Source organism: Tsuneonella sp. HG222, from assembly GCF_053819185.1.
In genome coordinates this window covers 1,727,558-1,744,355 of record NZ_JBSOQZ010000001.1, presented here as the reverse complement: position 1 = coordinate 1,744,355, position 16,798 = coordinate 1,727,558, and the positions used below count along the sequence as shown (strand labels likewise).

Genomic DNA, 16,798 nt, shown 5'->3' with positions numbered 1-16,798 from the left:
CGTCAGGTCGCGTCGGGTTCGTCCGTCGTGGCCAGACGGAACCGGTTGCGGCGCGCGCCCATCTGAATGTTGCCCATGGCCGCGGCAGGTTCGGCCGGTTTCCACGTTTCGACCGTTTCGCCGACCAGTTCGGGCGGCAGCGGCTTGTCGAACGAGAGGCCGCACATGTCCTTCTTCGACCAGACGACGCGGCACATGAATTCGCGGCCGTCCCAGTCGAGCATGGCCATCGTTCCGGGGCGGGGCGAATCGGGTGTCCGGAAGCAGGCACCCCCGGTGGAAATGTCCGACAGTTCGCCCGGCAGGCGGGCGTAGGGCGTGCAGAGCGCGGCCGGGCAGGAAACCTCCCGGCGCTCCGCCGTGCGCCTTTCCATCGGGTTCGGAAGGGGAAGCGACCGCATGACCATGCGCGCAGCTTCCCCCAGGTCAGGTTAGTTTCGGGTAAACGCTGTTCGTTTTCCCTGTGCGTTCAGCGAAACGGCGGCTCGTTGAAGGCGCGCAGCTTGCGGCTGTGCAGCCGAGGCCCTTCTGCGCGCAGCCGCTCGCAGGCGCGGATACCCATCATCAGATGGGCAGCGATCGCCTGTTCGTAGAAGGTGTTGGCCTGGCCGGGCAGCTTGATTTCGCCGTGCAGCGGCTTGTCTGATACGCACAGCAAGGTTCCGTACGGAACCCTGAAGCGATACCCTTGCGCGGCGACCGTGGCGCTTTCCATCTCGATGCCCACCGCGCGGCTCTGACTGAGGCGCCGGGCGGTGAGGGTATAGCGCAGTTCCCAGTTGCGATCGTCGGTCGTCACCACGGTGCCGGTGCGCATGCGCTGCTTGAGGTCGGCACCTTGCGCGCCGCTGACTTCCTCGGCCGCCCCGTAGAGCGCCTGCTGTACTTCAGCGATTGCCGGGATCGGGATTTCCGGCGGCAGCACGTCGTCTAGGACATGGTCGTCACGTAAATAGGCGTGCGCCAGCACGAAATCGCCGATCTTCTGGCTCGGGCGCAATCCGCCGCAATGCCCGATCATCAGCCACGCCTCCGGGCGCAAGACCGCCAGGTGGTCCGTAATCGTCTTGGCGTTGGAGGGACCTACGCCGATGTTGACCAGGGTGATCCCCAGGCCGTTTTCGGACTTGAGATGATAGGCGGGCATCTGGTGCCTGCGCCACGTCGTTTCGTTGAGCTGGGCGTGGGCGTTCTTGGTCTTCTTCGTTAGCGCCAGTCCGCCGGCCCCGGTCAGCGACGTGTAGACCCCCTGGCCGATCTGCTCCCCGGCCCAGTCGACGAACTCGTCGATGTAGCGGTGATAATTGGTCAGCAGCACGAAGCGCTGGAAATCGCGCGGCGCCGTCCCGGTGTAATGCGCCAGGCGCGCAAGGCTGAAATCGGTTCGCAGGCCGTCGAACAGGCTGAGCGGGAGCGGAGCGCCGGGATCCTGCTCGAGGATGGAATCCGCCAGTTCGTCACCGATCAGGGCAAGCTCGGTAGTGGGGAAGAAGCGCGCCAGATCGGTGGGGCTGACACCGGCCATGGCGGCCCCGGCTTGTCCATCGAGGACATAGGGAAAGGGTATTTCCTGCTGCGATCGGCCGGTTTCGATCTCGATATCGAAATCTTCGAGGAGCAGGTCGAGCTGCTCGGTCAGGTAGCCTTCGAAGTGTTCGGGGCGAGTGACCGTGGTGGAATAGGTGCCTGCTTCGTGCAGCCTGCCGAATGCGCGCGTTCGGTCGTTCGCCGGCGTTCCGCCGAAATAGCGGACGCGCACCTCGGGATAGCAATAGGAACCGTCGGATCGCCGTTCGGGCGGGGGCTGGGTCCCTTCGGTGACGTACGCGGCAATGTCGCTGCGCAGACGCTCGATCGCGGCGTCGTAGATGGCCGAAAGTTCGGCGATGACGGTCTTGGAATCCATGAGAGCCGATAGCGCCATCAAATGGTCAATTCAAAGGCAAACGAAAAGGGCGCCTTCCATGCGGAAGACGCCCTTTCGTGTCGTTCGATTTCGAGAGATCAGGCTTCGGCTTCGTCGCCGGCCGGCTTCTCGAGCATGTCGGCGGGAATTTCGCCGGGCTCGAGCGTCCGGTCCACCTCTTCGGTGAAGCCACCGGCGTCGCCGCCGTGCTCATCCTCGAAGGCCTGGGCCATGACGTCGACACCCTGGCGTTGCAGTTCGGCTTCGTCGTCCGAACGGGCGACATTGGCCTTCACCGTGACGCGCACTTCGGGGTGAAGCTGAACGGTGACGTCGTGCATGCCGATCGCCTTGATCGGGCTGCCCATGATGACCTGGCGCTTGTCCACGTCATAACCCTGCTCGGCGAGGGCAAGGGCGATGTCGCGCACGTTGACCGAACCGTAGAGCTGGCCCGAGTTCGACGAAGCGCGGATCAGCACGACCTCGGCCCCTTCGACCTTCTCGCCGGCCTTTTCGGCGTCGGAGCGGCGTTCGGCGTTCTCGTTTTCGAGGCGTTCGCGGTTCGCTTCGAACACCTGCTTGTTCGCATCGTTGGCGCGCAGCGCCTTCTTCTGCGGGAGCAGGTAATTGCGGGCGTAGCCGTCCTTGACCGACACGACGTCGCCGATCGTGCCGAGGTTCTCGATGCGTTCGAGAAGAATGATATTCATGACCGTTCCTCCCTTACTTCACGATGTAGGGCAGCAGGCCCAGGTGGCGGGCGCGCTTGATCGCCTTGGCCAGTTCACGCTGCTTCTTGGCGGAAACGGCGGTGATGCGGCTGGGCACGATCTTGCCACGCTCGGACATGAAGCCCTGCAGCAGGCGCACGTCCTTGTAGTCGATCTGCGGAGCGTCCTTGGCCGAAAACGGGCAGGACTTGCGGCGGCGGAAAAATGCACGGGCCATCAGTCTTCTCCCCGCTCCGAACGGCGACGCTTGTCGCGCTCGTTCTTGCGCATCATGACCGACGGGCCGGTCTCGTGCTCTTCGACGGCGATCGTGATCCAACGGATCACGTCTTCGTTGATCCGGTTCTGCCGCTCGAGCTCGGCGACGATATCGCCGGGACCCTCGATGTTGAGCATCACGAAGTGAGCCTTGCGGTTACGGTCGATCTTGTAGGCGAGGTTCTTCAGGCCCCAGGTCTCCGTCTTGGTGACCTTGCCCTTCATACCTTCGACGATTTCGGTAGCGCTCGCCGCCAATGCGTCGACCTGAGCCTGGCTCAGATCCTGGCGGGCGAGAAAGACGTGCTCGTACAGAGCCATCCCTCGTTCCTTTCACATGATGCCGATCGCTGGCTTGTCCGCGCGGATCGCGGGGCCCCTCCGGCTTTCTTCATCCCGTCCAGTCGGATGGGAAGCGGCGCACATACAGGTTTTCGCCCTCAATGCAAGGCAAGAGGCGGCATTGACGCGGGCCGGCCGGCGCAGCAGCATCGCGCCGTTCCGAGGGGGGGATTCGATGCGAGGCTGGTTCGTATTGGCAAGTGCCGTTCTGCTGGCCGCGCCGGGTGCCGCGCAAGAGCAACCGGCGCCGCCCGCCCCGCCGGCCCCGGGCCTGGAACTGCTCTATCGCTCGGTGGTCAAGCTCAGCCCGGCAGTCGAGGTGGGGCAGACCCAGCGCGGCAAGCGCCGCTTCATCCCAATCATCGGCGGGACGTTCGAAGGGCCCAGGATGAAGGGCGAAATCCTGCCGATGGGCTGGGACTGGCAACTCGACACGCCCGACGGCTGCTCGCAGATCGTGGCGGACTATTTCATCAAGACCGATGACGGAGTGATCATCAACGTGGTCAATTCGGGTGCGCTTTGCCGACCTGTCGACGGCCAGCCGGTAGCCCCGATCCGTACGAGCCCGGTGTTCGAGGCTCCGCTCGGCAAATACGATTGGCTCAACAAGGGCGCCTACATCGGCACCTTGGGGTTCGATCCGACCGTGAAGGAACCAGCGGTCGTGATAACCATATACAAGTCCAACTGACCGGCCGCGAGCGGCCCTGACCCGAGGAACTCCCGAATGCCCGGCGGACTTACCGCATTGCTCGACGACGTTGCCGTCATCGCCCGTGCCGCTGCAGCCTCCATCGACGACGTCGGCGTGGCTGCGGGGCGTGCGGGCAGCAAGACCGCGGGTGTGGTGATTGACGATGCCGCGGTGACCCCGTCCTACGTCACCGGCCTGACACCCGACCGGGAGCTGCCGCTGATTGCGAACATCGCGAAGGGCAGCCTGAAGAACAAGCTGATCATCCTGTTGCCGGGCGCGCTGCTGCTCAGCGAGTTCCTGCCCTGGGCGATCATCCCCCTCCTGATGCTCGGCGGTGCCTACCTGTGCTACGAGGGCGCCGAAAAGGTCGTCGAGAAGCTGGGCGGCGAAAAGCACGGCAAGACGCTTGACGACAAGATCGAAGACCCGGCCAAGTTCGAGAAAGAGCGGACCGCCGGGGCCATCCGAACCGACCTGATCCTTTCGGGCGAGATCATGGCCATCACGCTGAACGAGGTGGCGGCCGAAACCCTTGTCACCCGCGCGGTGGTCTTGGCACTGGTGGGCGTCGCGGTGACCGTATGCGTCTATGGCGCGGTGGCGCTGATCGTGAAGATGGACGACATCGGGCTGCATCTGGCGAAGAAGGCTTCGTCTGCTGCCCAGGCGATGGGGCGCATGCTGCTGCATGCCATGCCCATCCTGCTCAAGGTCCTGTCGTTCGTAGGCACCATCGCGATGCTGTGGGTCGGCGGCGGGATCGTGCTGCACGGGCTGGAGGAACTCGGCCTGGGCGCGCCCGCGCACTGGGTTCACGATATCCAGCACGCTGTCGAGGTATCGACCGGATCGCTTTCCGGCGTTCTGGGCTGGACGACCTCAGCCGCCCTGTCGGCCGTCTTCGGCTTGGCCCTGGGTGCCTTGATCGTGTTCGTACTGCACAAAGTCTTCAAAGTGGGGCACGAGCCCGGGGCGCATTAATCCAGGCGAGCAAGCAGATCCCTGGCGAATGTCGTCAGGGTATCGTCGCGCGCGCCCATCACGACCACGCGGTCGCCGGGGCGGGCCAGGCTGACGATCCTGTCGGCCACCGCTGCCCGCTTCGGAACATATTCCGCCCGGCCACCAGCAGCGACGATGAGGTCGACAATGCGCTGGCTTCCTTCCGACCGGTCGACGGTCCCGCCGAAATAGACCGGGTCGCACAGGATCGTGAGGTCGTCCGGCCCGAGTTCATGGGCGAAGGTTTCCGCCAGTTCCTGCCCCATCTGTCGAAGCGGGCCGTATCCGTGCGGCTGGAAGAACGCGATGACCCGTCCTTCGCGCGCCTTTAGCGTGCGGAGGGTGGCGCGGCATTTCTCAGGGTTGTGACCGAAATCGTCGATCACCGTAACTCCGCCCGGACTGGTCCCGATGACGTCGAACCGCCGGCCAAGACCGGCGAACGTCGACAGCGCCAGGCACGCCTCGTGTGGGGAGACGCCTGCCGCGACCGCCCCGGCCACGGCGGCGAGCGCGTTGGACAGGTTGTGGTGGCCCGGCATATTCACCCGCAGGGCGTGAACCCGGTCATCGTCGCCGCGGTCGACCAGCAAGGCGCGGATCCCGGTGTCGGTGTCCTCGATCGTGTCCTCGACAATACCGAAGCGCGCCGCGGGGTGGTCGACGCCGAAGGACACGACACTGTCCATGTCGCGGGCGAGGACCCAGGCTTCCTCGTTGTCGAAATTGACCGCGCGATACTGGGCGGACCGGAGGAAATTGCCGAAGAGGACGCGCAGTTCCGCCAAGCTCTTGTGGTCGAGGCTGACGTTGAGCAGCACGGCCACTTGCGGCCGGTACAGCGCGATGGACCCGTCGCTTTCGTCGACTTCGGAGACGAAAACTCCGCCATCCCCGACTGTCGCGCTTGCGAACGGCGACGCGTCGGAGACGAAATTCTTCATCACCGCGCCGTTCATGATCGTCGGCGATCGGCCGATGTCCTGCATTATCCAGCCGAGCATACCCGTCACGGTCGACTTGCCGCTCGTTCCGCCGATCGCAACGCCGCACGCCGAGGCATTGAACAGCGCCGAAAGCAGCTCCGCGCGGGTCATGCGCGGACAGCCCAGTTCTCTTGCCCGCGCGACCTCGGGGACGGTGTCCTCGATCGCGGCGCTTGCTACCAGCACCTGCTCGGCCGAAACGATGCCGCTGCCGTTCTGCGGATAGAGCTGGCACCCTTGCGCTTCGAGCCAGGCGAATTTCTCCGGCGTGCGCCCCTGGTCGCGGCTGCGATCCGACCCGGCCACCGCGGCGCCCAGCCCGCGCGCGATCATCGCCAGCGGCAACATGCCCGATCCGCCGATGCCGCAGAAAAACAGGGGGCGCGAAAGAACGTCGGGCGTGTCGGTCATCGGCCTTTCGCTAAGCGGTTGTCGCACCGCGCACAAGGCAGCTAGAAGCCCGCCATGCCCCGTATCGCCATCTGTGCTCCCGCCGGACCGCTCCTGCCCGAGGTCGCCGAGAAGGTTGGCGTGATCGCACAGGAATTTCCCTCGCTGCAGCTGTACTTCCACGACCAGTGTTTCCTCGAAGAAGGTCACTTCGCGGGTCCGGAATCCGCGCGCCTCGCGGCGTTTCTGGAGTGCGCCAACGATCCCGCGTTCGATGCCGTCTGGTTCGCCAGGGGCGGATACGGATCGGCGCAGATCCTCGCAGCGGCGAGCGACGGCTTGGCTCCCGCCGCGGGCGAGAAGACCTACCTCGGCTATTCCGACATGGGGTACCTGCTCGCCATGCTTTACGGGCGGGGCATCGGCCGCCCGGTCCATGGACCCATGGTCACCGACGTGAGGCGTGAAGGCGGCGACGAGACGGTCCGCCGGGCGCTCGCTTTCCTGGCCGGGGATCGCGGCGGGCTCGAACCCACCCTCGACGGGCGTCCCACGGTGGCCTTCAACCTGATGACCCTGGCGATGCTCGCCGGGACCGAATTTCTTCCCGATCTCACGGGTCACGTCGTGATCGTCGAGGAAGTGTCGGAGCATCTCTATGCGGTCGACCGGCTCTTTTTCCACATTGCGAACTGCCTTGGGGGTATCGCCGGCCTGCGGCTGGGAGACGTTACCGACGTGCCCGAAAACGACCGACCGTTCGGCTCCACCGCGCAGGAGATCGCCGAGAAATGGTGCGCCCGGGCGGGAATACCGTTCCTGGGCCGGGCCGAGATCGGCCACACCGCGACCAACAGGATCGTGCCCTTCGGCCTTGCCTGATGGCGCACTCCTTCATAGGCGCGAGACCGTGAGGAGATTTCGATGAGAGCATTCCTGTTTCCCGGCCAGGGCAGCCAGAAAGTCGGCATGGGCGCCGACTTGGCCGAGGCCAGCGCCGCCGCCCGCGAGGTGTTCCAGGAGGTCGACGAGGCGCTCGGCCAGAACCTCTGGGCGATCATGCGCGAGGGGCCCGAGGACCAACTGACGCTGACCGAGAACGCACAACCGGCGATCATGGCAAACGCCTTGGCCACCGTGCGCGTGCTGGAGCGCGACTTCGGCGTGTCGCTGGTCGACAAGGGTGACTGCGTGGCCGGGCACAGCCTGGGCGAATACACGGCTCTTGCCGCCGCGGGGGCGTTCTCGCTCGCCGATACGGCGCGGCTCCTGAAGCTGCGGGGCCAGGCCATGCAGGCGGCCGTCCCCGTCGGGATCGGCGCGATGTGCGCGCTGCTGGGGGCCGATATCGAGAAGGCGACCGCGCTTGCCGCCGCAGCGGCGAACGGCGAGGTGTGCGAAGTCGCCAATGACAACGATCCGGGCCAGGTCGTCCTGTCCGGCCACCGCAGCGCCATCGAGCGCGCCGTGGCGATGGTGAAGGACCATGGCATCAAGCGCGGCGTCCTGCTGCCGGTCTCGGCCCCGTTCCACTGTTCGCTGATGGGCCCCGCGGCCGAGGCGATGGACGAGGCGCTGGGGAGGACTCCGCCCGGCGCTTTCCGCCTGCCACTTTATGCCAACGTCACTGCAGCCGAAGTGACCGACCCCGTTGCCGAGCGCGATCTGCTGGTCCGGCAGGTCACCGGCCGCGTCCGCTGGCGCGAAAGCGTGATCGCCATGCGCGATGCAGGGATGGAGCATTTCGTAGAGCTTGGCGGCAAGGTCGTCGGCCCGATGGTCGGCCGCACGGTCGACGACGTGACGGTCACCAGCGTGGCGACGATGGCCGATATCGAAGCACTGGCGAAGGAACTCTGAGCATGTTCGACCTTACCGGAATGACCGCCCTCGTGACCGGCGCCAGTGGCGGCATCGGCTCCTCCATCGCCCGCGCGCTGGCGGGGCAGGGCGCGCGCCTCGCGCTGTCGGGCTCGAACGGCGCGAAGCTGCGGGCATTTCGCGAGGAACTGAACGACCAGTTCAAGCACGACAGCGGTGACCATGTCGAAATCACCTGCGACTTGTCGAACACGACGCAGGTCGAGGAACTCATACCTGCCGCGCTCGATACCCTGGGCCAGGTCGACATTCTGGTGAACAACGCCGGCGTCACGCGCGACAATCTCGCCCTGCGGATGAAGGACGAGGAATGGGACGCGGTGATGAAGATCAACCTCGAGGCCGCCTTCCGCCTGATGCGCGCGGCCGCCCGGCCGATGATGAAGGCTCGCTTCGGGCGCATCGTGACCATCACCAGCGTGGTCGGCAGCACCGGCAATCCCGGCCAGATGAACTATGCCGCCGCCAAGGCCGGGCTCGTCGGCATGACCAAGAGCTTCGCCCAGGAAGTCGCCAGCCGCGGGATCACCGCCAACTGTGTGGCGCCCGGTTTCATCCGGACGGCAATGACCGATACCCTGCCCGATGCGCAGAAGGACGCGCTCAATGCGCGTATCCCGATGGGCCGGATGGGCGAGGGGCCGGAGATCGGCGCCGCGGTCGCCTATCTCGCCAGCCGCGAGGCCTCGTACGTCACGGGCCAGGTCCTGCACGTCAACGGCGGGATGGCGATGTTTTCGTAAGCTTCCGCGAGCGCGCATTTATCCCCAGTTTCACCCTTGCGACGTGCTCGCAGCCTTGCCGCCTAAGTCCCTTTCGTTAAGGGTATCGGGACTGTTTTCCGGCGCTCGCGGGCGACTCCGGCCCAGTCTGGTCACTGGTGCGGATGTCCGTAGCGCCCAACCGGGGTTGAAAGCGGACCGATGAAGGCCACAATCGAACGTGCCAAGTTGCTGCGGTGCCTCTCTCACGTGCAGTCTGTGGTGGAACGGCGCAACACCATCCCGATCCTGTCGAATGTCCTGATCGAAGCGTCGGCCGATGGCCTCGTGAAGATCATGGCGACCGACCTCGACCTGCAGGTGATCGAAAGCCTCGATGCCGCATCGGTGGAGACGGCGGGTGCGATCACCGTGTCGGCGCACCTGCTGTTCGACATTGCCCGCAAGCTGCCCGACGGGGCGCAGGTCAGCCTCGAGGCGGCAGACAACCGCATGACGGTCAAGGCCGGGCGCAGCCGGTTTCAGTTGCCGACCCTCCCGCGTGACGATTTTCCGACCATCGTCGAAGGCGACCTTCCGACGAGCTTCGAAATTCCGGCCAAGCTGCTGTCCGAGATGATCGACCGGACGCGTTTCGCCATCTCGACCGAAGAGACGCGCTACTACCTCAACGGGATTTTCCTGCACGTGTCGGACGAGGACCAGCCGCTGCTCAAGGCTGCGGCGACCGACGGCCACCGGCTTGCCCGCTTCACCATCGCGCGGCCCGAAGGCGCGGCGGGGATGCCCGACGTCATCGTGCCGCGAAAGGCAGTGTCCGAATTGCGCAAGCTGCTCGAGGAAGGGCAGGACGGAAGCGTGCAGATCGATCTTTCGGCCAGCAAGATCCGCTTCACGCTGGGCGGCGAGGGCGGGGTGGTCCTCACCAGCAAGCTGATCGACGGCACCTTCCCGGATTATTCGCGCGTCATTCCAACCGGTAACGACAAGCTGCTGAGGCTCGACCCGAAGTCGTTCTTCGAAGGCGTCGACCGCGTGGCGACCATCGCCACCGAGCGGACCCGGGCGGTGAAGATGGGTCTCGAGCCGGACAAGGTCACGCTGTCGGTCACCAGCCCCGACAACGGGACCGCGGCCGAGGAAATCGCCGCCGACTACAAGGCCGAAGGGTTCGAGATCGGGTTCAACGCCAACTACCTCAAGGATATCCTGGGGCAGATCGATGGCGATACTGTCGAACTGCACCTGGCCGACGCGGGCGCGCCGACCCTGATCCGTCAGAACGACAAGAGCCCCGCGCTCTACGTCCTGATGCCGATGCGGGTCTAGCGGCCAGCCCGGATCATCGCTTCGACGTCGACGAACTTCTCGCGCGGGGAGCCTGCGCGGGCGGCTGATTCCTCGGCCTCTTCGATCTTCTTCCAGTCGCGGAAGGTTACGAGGTCGAGCCCGCGTTCGGCGGCCAGGCGATCGAAGCCCTCGCGCCCGGCCTTGCCGCCGCGGCCGAGCACTCCGCCATCGATGTCCTGCACGATCTTCTCGACCACCGAATATCCGTCGGGCCTATTGGTGCCGATCGTGCCCGAGGGGCCGCGGCGCGCCCAGCCTACGCAATAGAGGCCGGGCAGGATGCGGCCTTCGTCGTTCGCGAAGCGTCCGGCGCGCTCGTCGAACGGAACGTGGGGGATGGGGTGGGTGCGATAACCGATGCAGCTGACCACGAGGCTGGCGGGGATGCGGTAGGTTTCGCCGGTCGCGACGGCCCGGCCCGCCGTCACTTCCGTTCGCTCGACCTCGATGGCTTCGACAGTTGTCTCGCCGACGAGGGCGACGGGCTGGGCGAAGAAATCGAACTCGATGGCGATGGGCTTTTCCGCTTTCAGATGCTCCGGCACCGCAGCGAAGCCCCGCAAAAGGGTCACCGACTTCCGCAGGCCGGGTTCGAGCAAGGCGTCGTCCACCAGATCCGGCAGGTCGCGCGCTTCCACATGGGGCGCAGCCCGTTCCAGCACGCCAAGCTCGCCGAGCTCCTTGGGCGTCATCATGATCTGGTGCGGCCCGCGCCGGCCCAGAATGACGATCCGCTCGATATTGGAGCGCGACAGCGCGTCGAGCGCGTGAAGCACGATGTCGCTCCCGGCAAACTCGGCTTCGGTCTTGGCGAGGATGCGCGCCACATCCAGCGCGACGTTGCCCATTCCGATCACGACCGCGGTCTTGCCCGACAGGTCGGGATCGAGCCCGGCAAACTGCGGATGCCCGTTGTACCAGCCGACGAAGGCGGCGCTGCCGAACACGTTGGCCAGCTCGGCGCCCGGCAGTTCAAGAGGCCGATCCGCCGGCGCGCCCGTGGCCAGCACGACCGCGTCGTACAGCGCCGACAATTCCGGGATCGACACGTCGCTGCCGACCGCCACGTTGCCCACGAAACGCACGTTTTCGGTCAGCGCGGTCTTCTCGTAGCGCTTGGATACGCCCTTGATCGACTGGTGATCGGGCGCGACGCCGGAGCGGATGAGGCCATAGGGAACGGGCAGGCGGTCGAACACGTCCACGCGAACATCCTCGCCAAAGGCCTTTTGCGCCGCTTCCGCCGTGTAATATCCGGCGGGGCCGGAGCCGATGATCGCGATATGCCGCATGGACGATCCTCCCGACCCGTGAGATTATAGCCGGGCGGCTCCACCGCAAGCGGTTTGCTCAGGACCCCGTAATCGCTGTCTGGGACAGGGCTTAACCGTTTCTCAAATTGAAACAGGCAAAGCGGCCTCATGGTCCGGCCCGTTCACGTAGCAAGCGACGAGCGCGAAACGGTGTCGCAACGAGCAGGCCCTCCTGCCCGAAAGGTTTCGTCGCCCGCCGTTACGGATGCAGCGCTGGCACCCAGCGATGCCGATCGCCGTAATGGCGCACGCCGCAACACCGGAATTTCCCGGCTGCTGACTGCCCGCGCCACCACGCACGTCGGGACCACCTGGCTGCCGGCGGGGTGGCCGCTCTTTCCCGTCACCATGCTGCTGTCGGTCGCCTTGGCGACCTGGACCGTGAAGGAATTCCCGACATTCCCGGCGATGATCCTGATGGGATGCGCGATGCTGGGGACTTTCGCGCGCGCCAGGGCGCGCCAGGTCGAGCAGCACCTGGAAGGGGTCCGGGCCCACGCGGTGGCGATCGCCACGGTCAGCCTGCCTCTCGTCCTGTTTGCCTCGGGCATGCAATTGTGGCGGGAGTACTCGCCATTGACCGACGAGGCGACCACAGCCGCGCTTCTCCTGCTCAGCGGCGTGGCGGCGGTTTACACGCGGCGCCACCCGGTCCTGATCTTCGTATCAAAGATCTCGATCTGGCTTCCGTTCGTGCTGGCGACCCCATCCATGACCGCGTTTGTCGGTCTGGCGTACAGCTTCGTCATCGCGGTCATCGTGAGCCGCGAACAGATCGCGATGGACCTGAGGGAGGAACTGGAAAGGCAAGCCCGCGAACGGGTGCATTCCCGCGCCCGCGACATCCTCGCCGAATACGAGGAAACCGGCCAGGGATGGTTCTGGGAAACCGATCGCCGGTCCCAGTTGACCTACGTCTCGTCACCCGTCGCCGAAATGCTCGGCGGCGAAACCGAAGACCTTCTCGGCCGGCCGCTCAAGACGCTGTTCGACCTCTCACAGGCGCAGGAAGGGGAGCGAACGCTAACCTTTCATCTGTCGGCGCGGTCGGCTTTCCAGGAACTCGCCGTTCGCGCCGCCACGGCGGACGAGAGGTGGTGGTCGGTCAGCGGGCGCCCGATCTACGACCACTTCGACAATTTCGTCGGCTTTCGCGGGTCGGGCACCGACCTCACCGAAAAGCGGCGCAGCCAGGAACATGCGACCCGCCTGGCTACGTTCGATTCACTGACCGGCCTCGCCAACCGGTTCCAGATGGCCCAGTCCCTGGAGAAGATCCTGTCCGCGCCGCAGGAAATGCACCGCTGCTGCGCGGTCTTCCTGATCGATCTCGATCGCTTCAAGCAGGTCAACGATACCCTCGGGCATCCGGCAGGCGACGCCTTGCTCAAGCAGGTGGCGCAGCGTCTGGAGCGTGCGGTCGGAAAGATGGGCATGGTCGGCCGGCTGGGGGGCGACGAGTTCAAGATCATCATTCCCAACCGGATCGAGCGCCGGCGCCTGGGCGAACTGGCGGAGCGCGTGATCCATTCGCTCTCTCAACCCTATTCGCTCGACGGACACACCGCGATCATCGGGGCGTCGGTCGGCATCGCCCTGTCGCCCGCCGACGGGAAGACGAGCGAGGAACTCATCCGCAACGCCGACCTCGCGCTTTATGCCGCGAAGGACGGCGGCCGGGGCCGCTTCCATTTCTACGCGCAGGAGCTTCACGCCGAGGCGGAAGCGCGCGCCTCGCTGGAGAAGGACCTGCGGGCCGCCATTCAGCTCGGCGAGCTCCAGTTGTTCTATCAGCCGGTGGTTGCGACGGCCACCGAGCAGATCGTCGGCTTCGAGGCGCTGATGCGCTGGAAGCATCCCAAGCGCGGATGGATACCTCCCAGCAAGTTCATCTCCATCGCAGAGGACAGCGGCCTGATTTCGCAGATGGGCGAATGGGCGCTGCGCACCGCTTGCGCCGACCTGGCGCGCTGGCCGGAATCGGTCCGCTGCGCGGTCAACGTATCGCCTTTGCAGTTCGCCAACCGCAACCTTCCGGCCATAGTGACCCATGCGATCGCGTCGGCGGAGATCGATCCGGCCCGGCTCGAGCTGGAGATCACCGAGAGCGTGTTCCTCAACGACGACGAGGGAACCGACGCGATGTTCGCCGCGCTGAAGGGGATCGGCGTGCGCCTGGCGCTCGACGATTTCGGAACCGGCTACTCCTCGCTCGGCTACTTGAAGAAGGCGCCGTTCGACAAGATCAAGATCGACCAGAGCTTCGTTCGCGGTGCGACCGAGCCAGGGAGCCGCAACGGCGCGATCATCGCGTCCATTACCAGCCTGGCCCAGCAGCTCGGCATGGATACCACCGCGGAGGGCGTCGAAACGCTCGACGAACTCGACTTGGTGCGAATGCACGGGTGCAGCCATGTCCAGGGATACATCTACGAGCAGCCTCTCGCCGCGGATGCGGCGACCGAGCGCCTGGAAACGGGGCTCGCCGCGGTCGCCAGGGGTCCCCGCTCGGCACGCGCACCGCGCCAGACCACGCTGCGCAAGGTCCTGCTCGATCACCAGGGGGCAATCTACAACGGCACCGTGCGCAACATCTCGAGCGGCGGCGCGATGATCGAAGGGCTCTGGAACGTGCCCGTCGGGACCATCTTCCAGATCCAGCTCGCCAAGGGTGCCAGCGTCACGGCGACGACGCGATGGAGCCAGGATGACCGCATGGGTGTGGAGTTCGCCACACCGATCCGGCGCGAAATTCCCGCGGTCAGCCCGGCCGGTCGGGACAGGGTTCCGTCGGGGCGGGCGGCGGAGCTGCGAAAGGCCGGTTGAAAGGGCGCGCAAGTGGAGCCGCATTTAGCGAATATTTAAGCCACGGCCTCTATCTCCGGACCCATAAAAGCGAAGGTCGAACCGCTAGCGAGTTGCGAAGGTAAATCGAGAATGACGATGCGCGGAATCCTCAGGGGCTTCGGCGGCAAGGGCGCCGCCCCTGAAGGCGCGTCGGGTTCGGGCGGTGCTGCGGGATCGGCCCACGCAATGCAGGACGCCGCCAGCCGCCTGAAAATGCTCGAGGAGTTCGAGGCCGGCGGGATCGCCTGGTTCTGGGCGACCGACGAACTCAATCGCCTGAGCTATCTCTCGTCCGGGGCCTGCGAAGCTTTGGGGGTGGAGGCGGCTTCCCTGACCGGAAATCCCCTGTCATCGATTTTTGCCATCGAGCAGGACGACAGCGACGAAGGCGCCGAACGGCCCCTGCAGTTTCAGCTGAGCGCGCGGTCGAAGATCGTCAACGTGACCGTTCGGGTAGAGGTCAATGGCCAGATCCGCTGGTGGCAGATCAACGGCAAGCCCTCGTTCGATCGGACCGGTACCTACATCGGCTATCGCGGCGGCGCGAACGACGTCACCGCCGACTTCGAGCGCCAGAGGGACAACAACCGCGCGGCGCAATACGATTCGCTGACGGGCCTGGCCAACCGCAACCGCATGGGCCGCCGTCTGACGGCGCTGCTCACCGCCTACAAGGCGGCCAAGCGCAGCTGCGCGCTGATGATGCTCGATCTCGACCGGTTCAAGGCGGTCAACGACACGCTGGGCCATCCTGCGGGCGACGAACTGCTGAAGCAGGTCGCGCAGCGGCTCGAACGGATCATCGGCACCAAGGGCGAAATCGGCCGCCTGGGCGGCGACGAATTCCAGGTGATCCTGCCCGACATCGACGATCGCGGAGAACTGGGCGATCTCGCTCACCGTATCATCCAGATGATCTCGCAGCCGTACTCACTGGATGGCAGCCGGGCGATCATCGGCACGTCGGTCGGCATGGCGATTGCCCCCTATGACGGGATCGAGCCCGCCGAACTGGTCAAGAGCGCCGACCTCGCGTTGTATGCCGCCAAAGGCGGCGGGCGAGGACAGTACCGCTTCTATTCCAACGACCTGAAAGACAGCGCGCAGCAGCGCCGCGAGATCGAGGAAGACCTGCGCGACGCGCTCACGCGCGGCGAACTGCAGATGCACTACCAGCCCGTCGTCTGCGCCAAGACGCACGAGGTCCGCGGCTTCGAGGCACTGATGCGCTGGGATCACCCCGAGCGAGGGGCGATCAGCCCCAGCGTGTTCATTCCCATCGCCGAAGAGACGAACCTGATCGTCACCCTTGGCGATTGGGCGCTGCGCAAGTCCTGCGAGGATGCGGCCCAATGGCCCGAGGAACTGACGGTCTCGGTCAATATCTCGGCGCACCAGTTCGGTTCGGACAATCTGCCGATGGTCGTCACGAGCGCGCTGGCGTCGTCCGGACTGAAGCCCGACCGGCTCGAGCTGGAGATCACCGAGAGCGTCTTCATGGGGGATGCCGAGGCGACCGATGCGATGTTCAACCGGCTGAAGAAGATCGGCGTGCGCCTTGCGCTCGACGATTTCGGCACCGGCTATTCCTCGCTCGGCTATCTGCGCAAGGCGCCTTTCGACAAGATCAAGATCGATCAGTCGTTCGTTCGCGGTTCGACCGAGAACGACAATTCGAACTCGGCGATCATTGCCGCGATCGTCAGCCTGGCCCAGGCGCTCGACATGGAAACGACCGCCGAAGGGGTGGAGGCGATGGACGAGCTGGAACTCGTCTGCAAACGCGGCGCCACCCTGATCCAGGGCTTCATCTTCTCGCGCGCCGTGCCGCAGCAGGAACTGCTGGAAAAGCTGGCCGACGGCAATTTCCGCTACCTTCCCAACGGGCCGGAACGCGCCCGCTCGCAGCGCCGCACGGTGTTCCGCCGCATCGGCGTGATCCACGAGGATCACCGCTATGAAGCGGTGCTGCGCAACCTATCGCGTTCGGGGGCGATGATCGAGGGGCTGCTGGAGGTTCCGGTGGGCACGCCGCTCGTGCTCGATCTGGGCGAGGGGCAACTGGCCGTGTGCACGGTCCGGCGCTCTCAGGATGCCACACAGGGCGTCGAGTTCGAGATGCCGCTGGTCAGCGACGGCGCCGACGGTCTGTGCACACGCCACCGCATCTCGCCCTACCTGCTCGCTGCGGCCGGCATGCCGCTCGCCGCCTTGCCGGCGGGGCACTATGGCCTGCCCGAAAGGCGTGGCGGCAGCAGGTCGAACGCCCGGCGCTTCATGCAGGTCGATGTCGGCATGGGCGCCAGCCGCGCCGCCTAGCGCGCCCTTTGCGAGAGTTTGCTGACAGCAGGGCGGGGCGCCGCTAAG

At 65.7% G+C, this 16,798-nt stretch carries 15 protein-coding genes; 8 read left to right on the top strand and 7 right to left on the bottom strand.

Annotation, left to right across the window (positions count from 1 at the left end; all coding sequences use genetic code 11):
* Positions 1-2 precede the first annotated feature (2 nt).
* The 5 genes from ACWPMZ_RS08880 to rpsF all read right to left on the bottom strand — a co-directional run bounded on the left by ACWPMZ_RS08880 (position 3) and on the right by rpsF (position 3,219).
* Complete coding sequence (locus ACWPMZ_RS08880; RefSeq protein ID WP_455703647.1) at positions 3-407, bottom strand: PilZ domain-containing protein; 405 nt, start codon at positions 405-407, stop codon at positions 3-5.
* 62 nt (positions 408-469) lie between these two features.
* On the bottom strand, positions 470-1,906 hold the full coding sequence (locus ACWPMZ_RS08875) for an AMP nucleosidase (RefSeq protein WP_455703646.1): 1,437 nt from the start codon (positions 1,904-1,906) through the stop codon (positions 470-472).
* Between the two features lie 98 nt (positions 1,907-2,004).
* On the bottom strand, positions 2,005-2,619 hold the full coding sequence (gene rplI, locus ACWPMZ_RS08870; protein ID WP_455703645.1) for a 50S ribosomal protein L9: 615 nt from the start codon (positions 2,617-2,619) through the stop codon (positions 2,005-2,007).
* 13 nt (positions 2,620-2,632) lie between these two features.
* On the bottom strand, positions 2,633-2,857 hold the full coding sequence (rpsR, locus tag ACWPMZ_RS08865) for a 30S ribosomal protein S18 (protein WP_455703644.1): 225 nt from the start codon (positions 2,855-2,857) through the stop codon (positions 2,633-2,635).
* Complete coding sequence (rpsF, locus tag ACWPMZ_RS08860) at positions 2,857-3,219, bottom strand: 30S ribosomal protein S6 (protein ID WP_455703643.1); 363 nt, start codon at positions 3,217-3,219, stop codon at positions 2,857-2,859. The genes rpsR and rpsF overlap by 1 nt, the downstream gene beginning before the upstream one ends.
* A gap of 196 nt (positions 3,220-3,415) precedes the next feature.
* Here rpsF and ACWPMZ_RS08855 point away from each other — a divergent pair, with 196 nt between their 5' ends.
* The gene (locus ACWPMZ_RS08855; protein ID WP_455703642.1) at positions 3,416-3,934 is read left to right on the top strand and encodes a DUF3237 domain-containing protein; all 519 of its coding nucleotides are present in this window, start codon (positions 3,416-3,418) and stop codon (positions 3,932-3,934) included.
* Between the two features lie 36 nt (positions 3,935-3,970).
* Positions 3,971-4,921 carry a DUF808 domain-containing protein gene (locus tag ACWPMZ_RS08850; RefSeq protein WP_455703641.1) on the top strand — a complete coding sequence of 317 codons (951 nt, stop codon included), beginning with the start codon at positions 3,971-3,973 and terminating at the stop codon, positions 4,919-4,921.
* On the opposite strand, the gene ACWPMZ_RS08845 is transcribed toward ACWPMZ_RS08850, so the two are convergent.
* Complete coding sequence (locus ACWPMZ_RS08845; RefSeq protein WP_455703640.1) at positions 4,918-6,339, bottom strand: glutamate ligase domain-containing protein; 1,422 nt, start codon at positions 6,337-6,339, stop codon at positions 4,918-4,920. The genes ACWPMZ_RS08850 and ACWPMZ_RS08845 overlap by 4 nt on opposite strands.
* A gap of 54 nt (positions 6,340-6,393) precedes the next feature.
* Between ACWPMZ_RS08845 and ACWPMZ_RS08840 the strand changes: the two genes are divergently transcribed.
* The 4 genes from ACWPMZ_RS08840 (at position 6,394) to dnaN (ending at position 10,250) form a co-directional block, all read left to right on the top strand.
* Complete coding sequence (locus ACWPMZ_RS08840; RefSeq protein ID WP_455703639.1) at positions 6,394-7,200, top strand: LD-carboxypeptidase; 807 nt, start codon at positions 6,394-6,396, stop codon at positions 7,198-7,200.
* Positions 7,201-7,242: 42 nt separating this feature from the next.
* Positions 7,243-8,178 carry an ACP S-malonyltransferase gene (fabD, locus tag ACWPMZ_RS08835; RefSeq protein WP_455703638.1) on the top strand — a complete coding sequence of 312 codons (936 nt, stop codon included), beginning with the start codon at positions 7,243-7,245 and terminating at the stop codon, positions 8,176-8,178.
* Positions 8,179-8,180: 2 nt separating this feature from the next.
* The gene (gene fabG / locus ACWPMZ_RS08830) at positions 8,181-8,942 is read left to right on the top strand and encodes a 3-oxoacyl-[acyl-carrier-protein] reductase (protein ID WP_455703637.1); all 762 of its coding nucleotides are present in this window, start codon (positions 8,181-8,183) and stop codon (positions 8,940-8,942) included.
* A gap of 180 nt (positions 8,943-9,122) precedes the next feature.
* Positions 9,123-10,250 carry a DNA polymerase III subunit beta gene (dnaN, locus tag ACWPMZ_RS08825; RefSeq protein ID WP_455703636.1) on the top strand — a complete coding sequence of 376 codons (1,128 nt, stop codon included), beginning with the start codon at positions 9,123-9,125 and terminating at the stop codon, positions 10,248-10,250.
* Here the strand turns inward: dnaN and ACWPMZ_RS08820 are convergent.
* Complete coding sequence (locus ACWPMZ_RS08820; RefSeq protein ID WP_455703635.1) at positions 10,247-11,563, bottom strand: FAD-dependent oxidoreductase; 1,317 nt, start codon at positions 11,561-11,563, stop codon at positions 10,247-10,249. The two genes, dnaN and ACWPMZ_RS08820, sit on opposite strands and share 4 nt — an antisense overlap.
* A gap of 129 nt (positions 11,564-11,692) precedes the next feature.
* On the opposite strand from ACWPMZ_RS08820, the gene ACWPMZ_RS08815 reads away from it, so the two are divergent.
* A complete protein-coding gene (locus ACWPMZ_RS08815) occupies positions 11,693-14,410 on the top strand; it encodes an EAL domain-containing protein (RefSeq protein WP_455703634.1) in 2,718 nt (905 codons plus the stop codon).
* 111 nt (positions 14,411-14,521) lie between these two features.
* Positions 14,522-16,750, top strand: a complete 2,229-nt coding sequence (locus ACWPMZ_RS08810; RefSeq protein ID WP_455703633.1) for an EAL domain-containing protein — start codon at positions 14,522-14,524, stop codon at positions 16,748-16,750.
* Positions 16,751-16,798 lie beyond the last annotated feature (48 nt).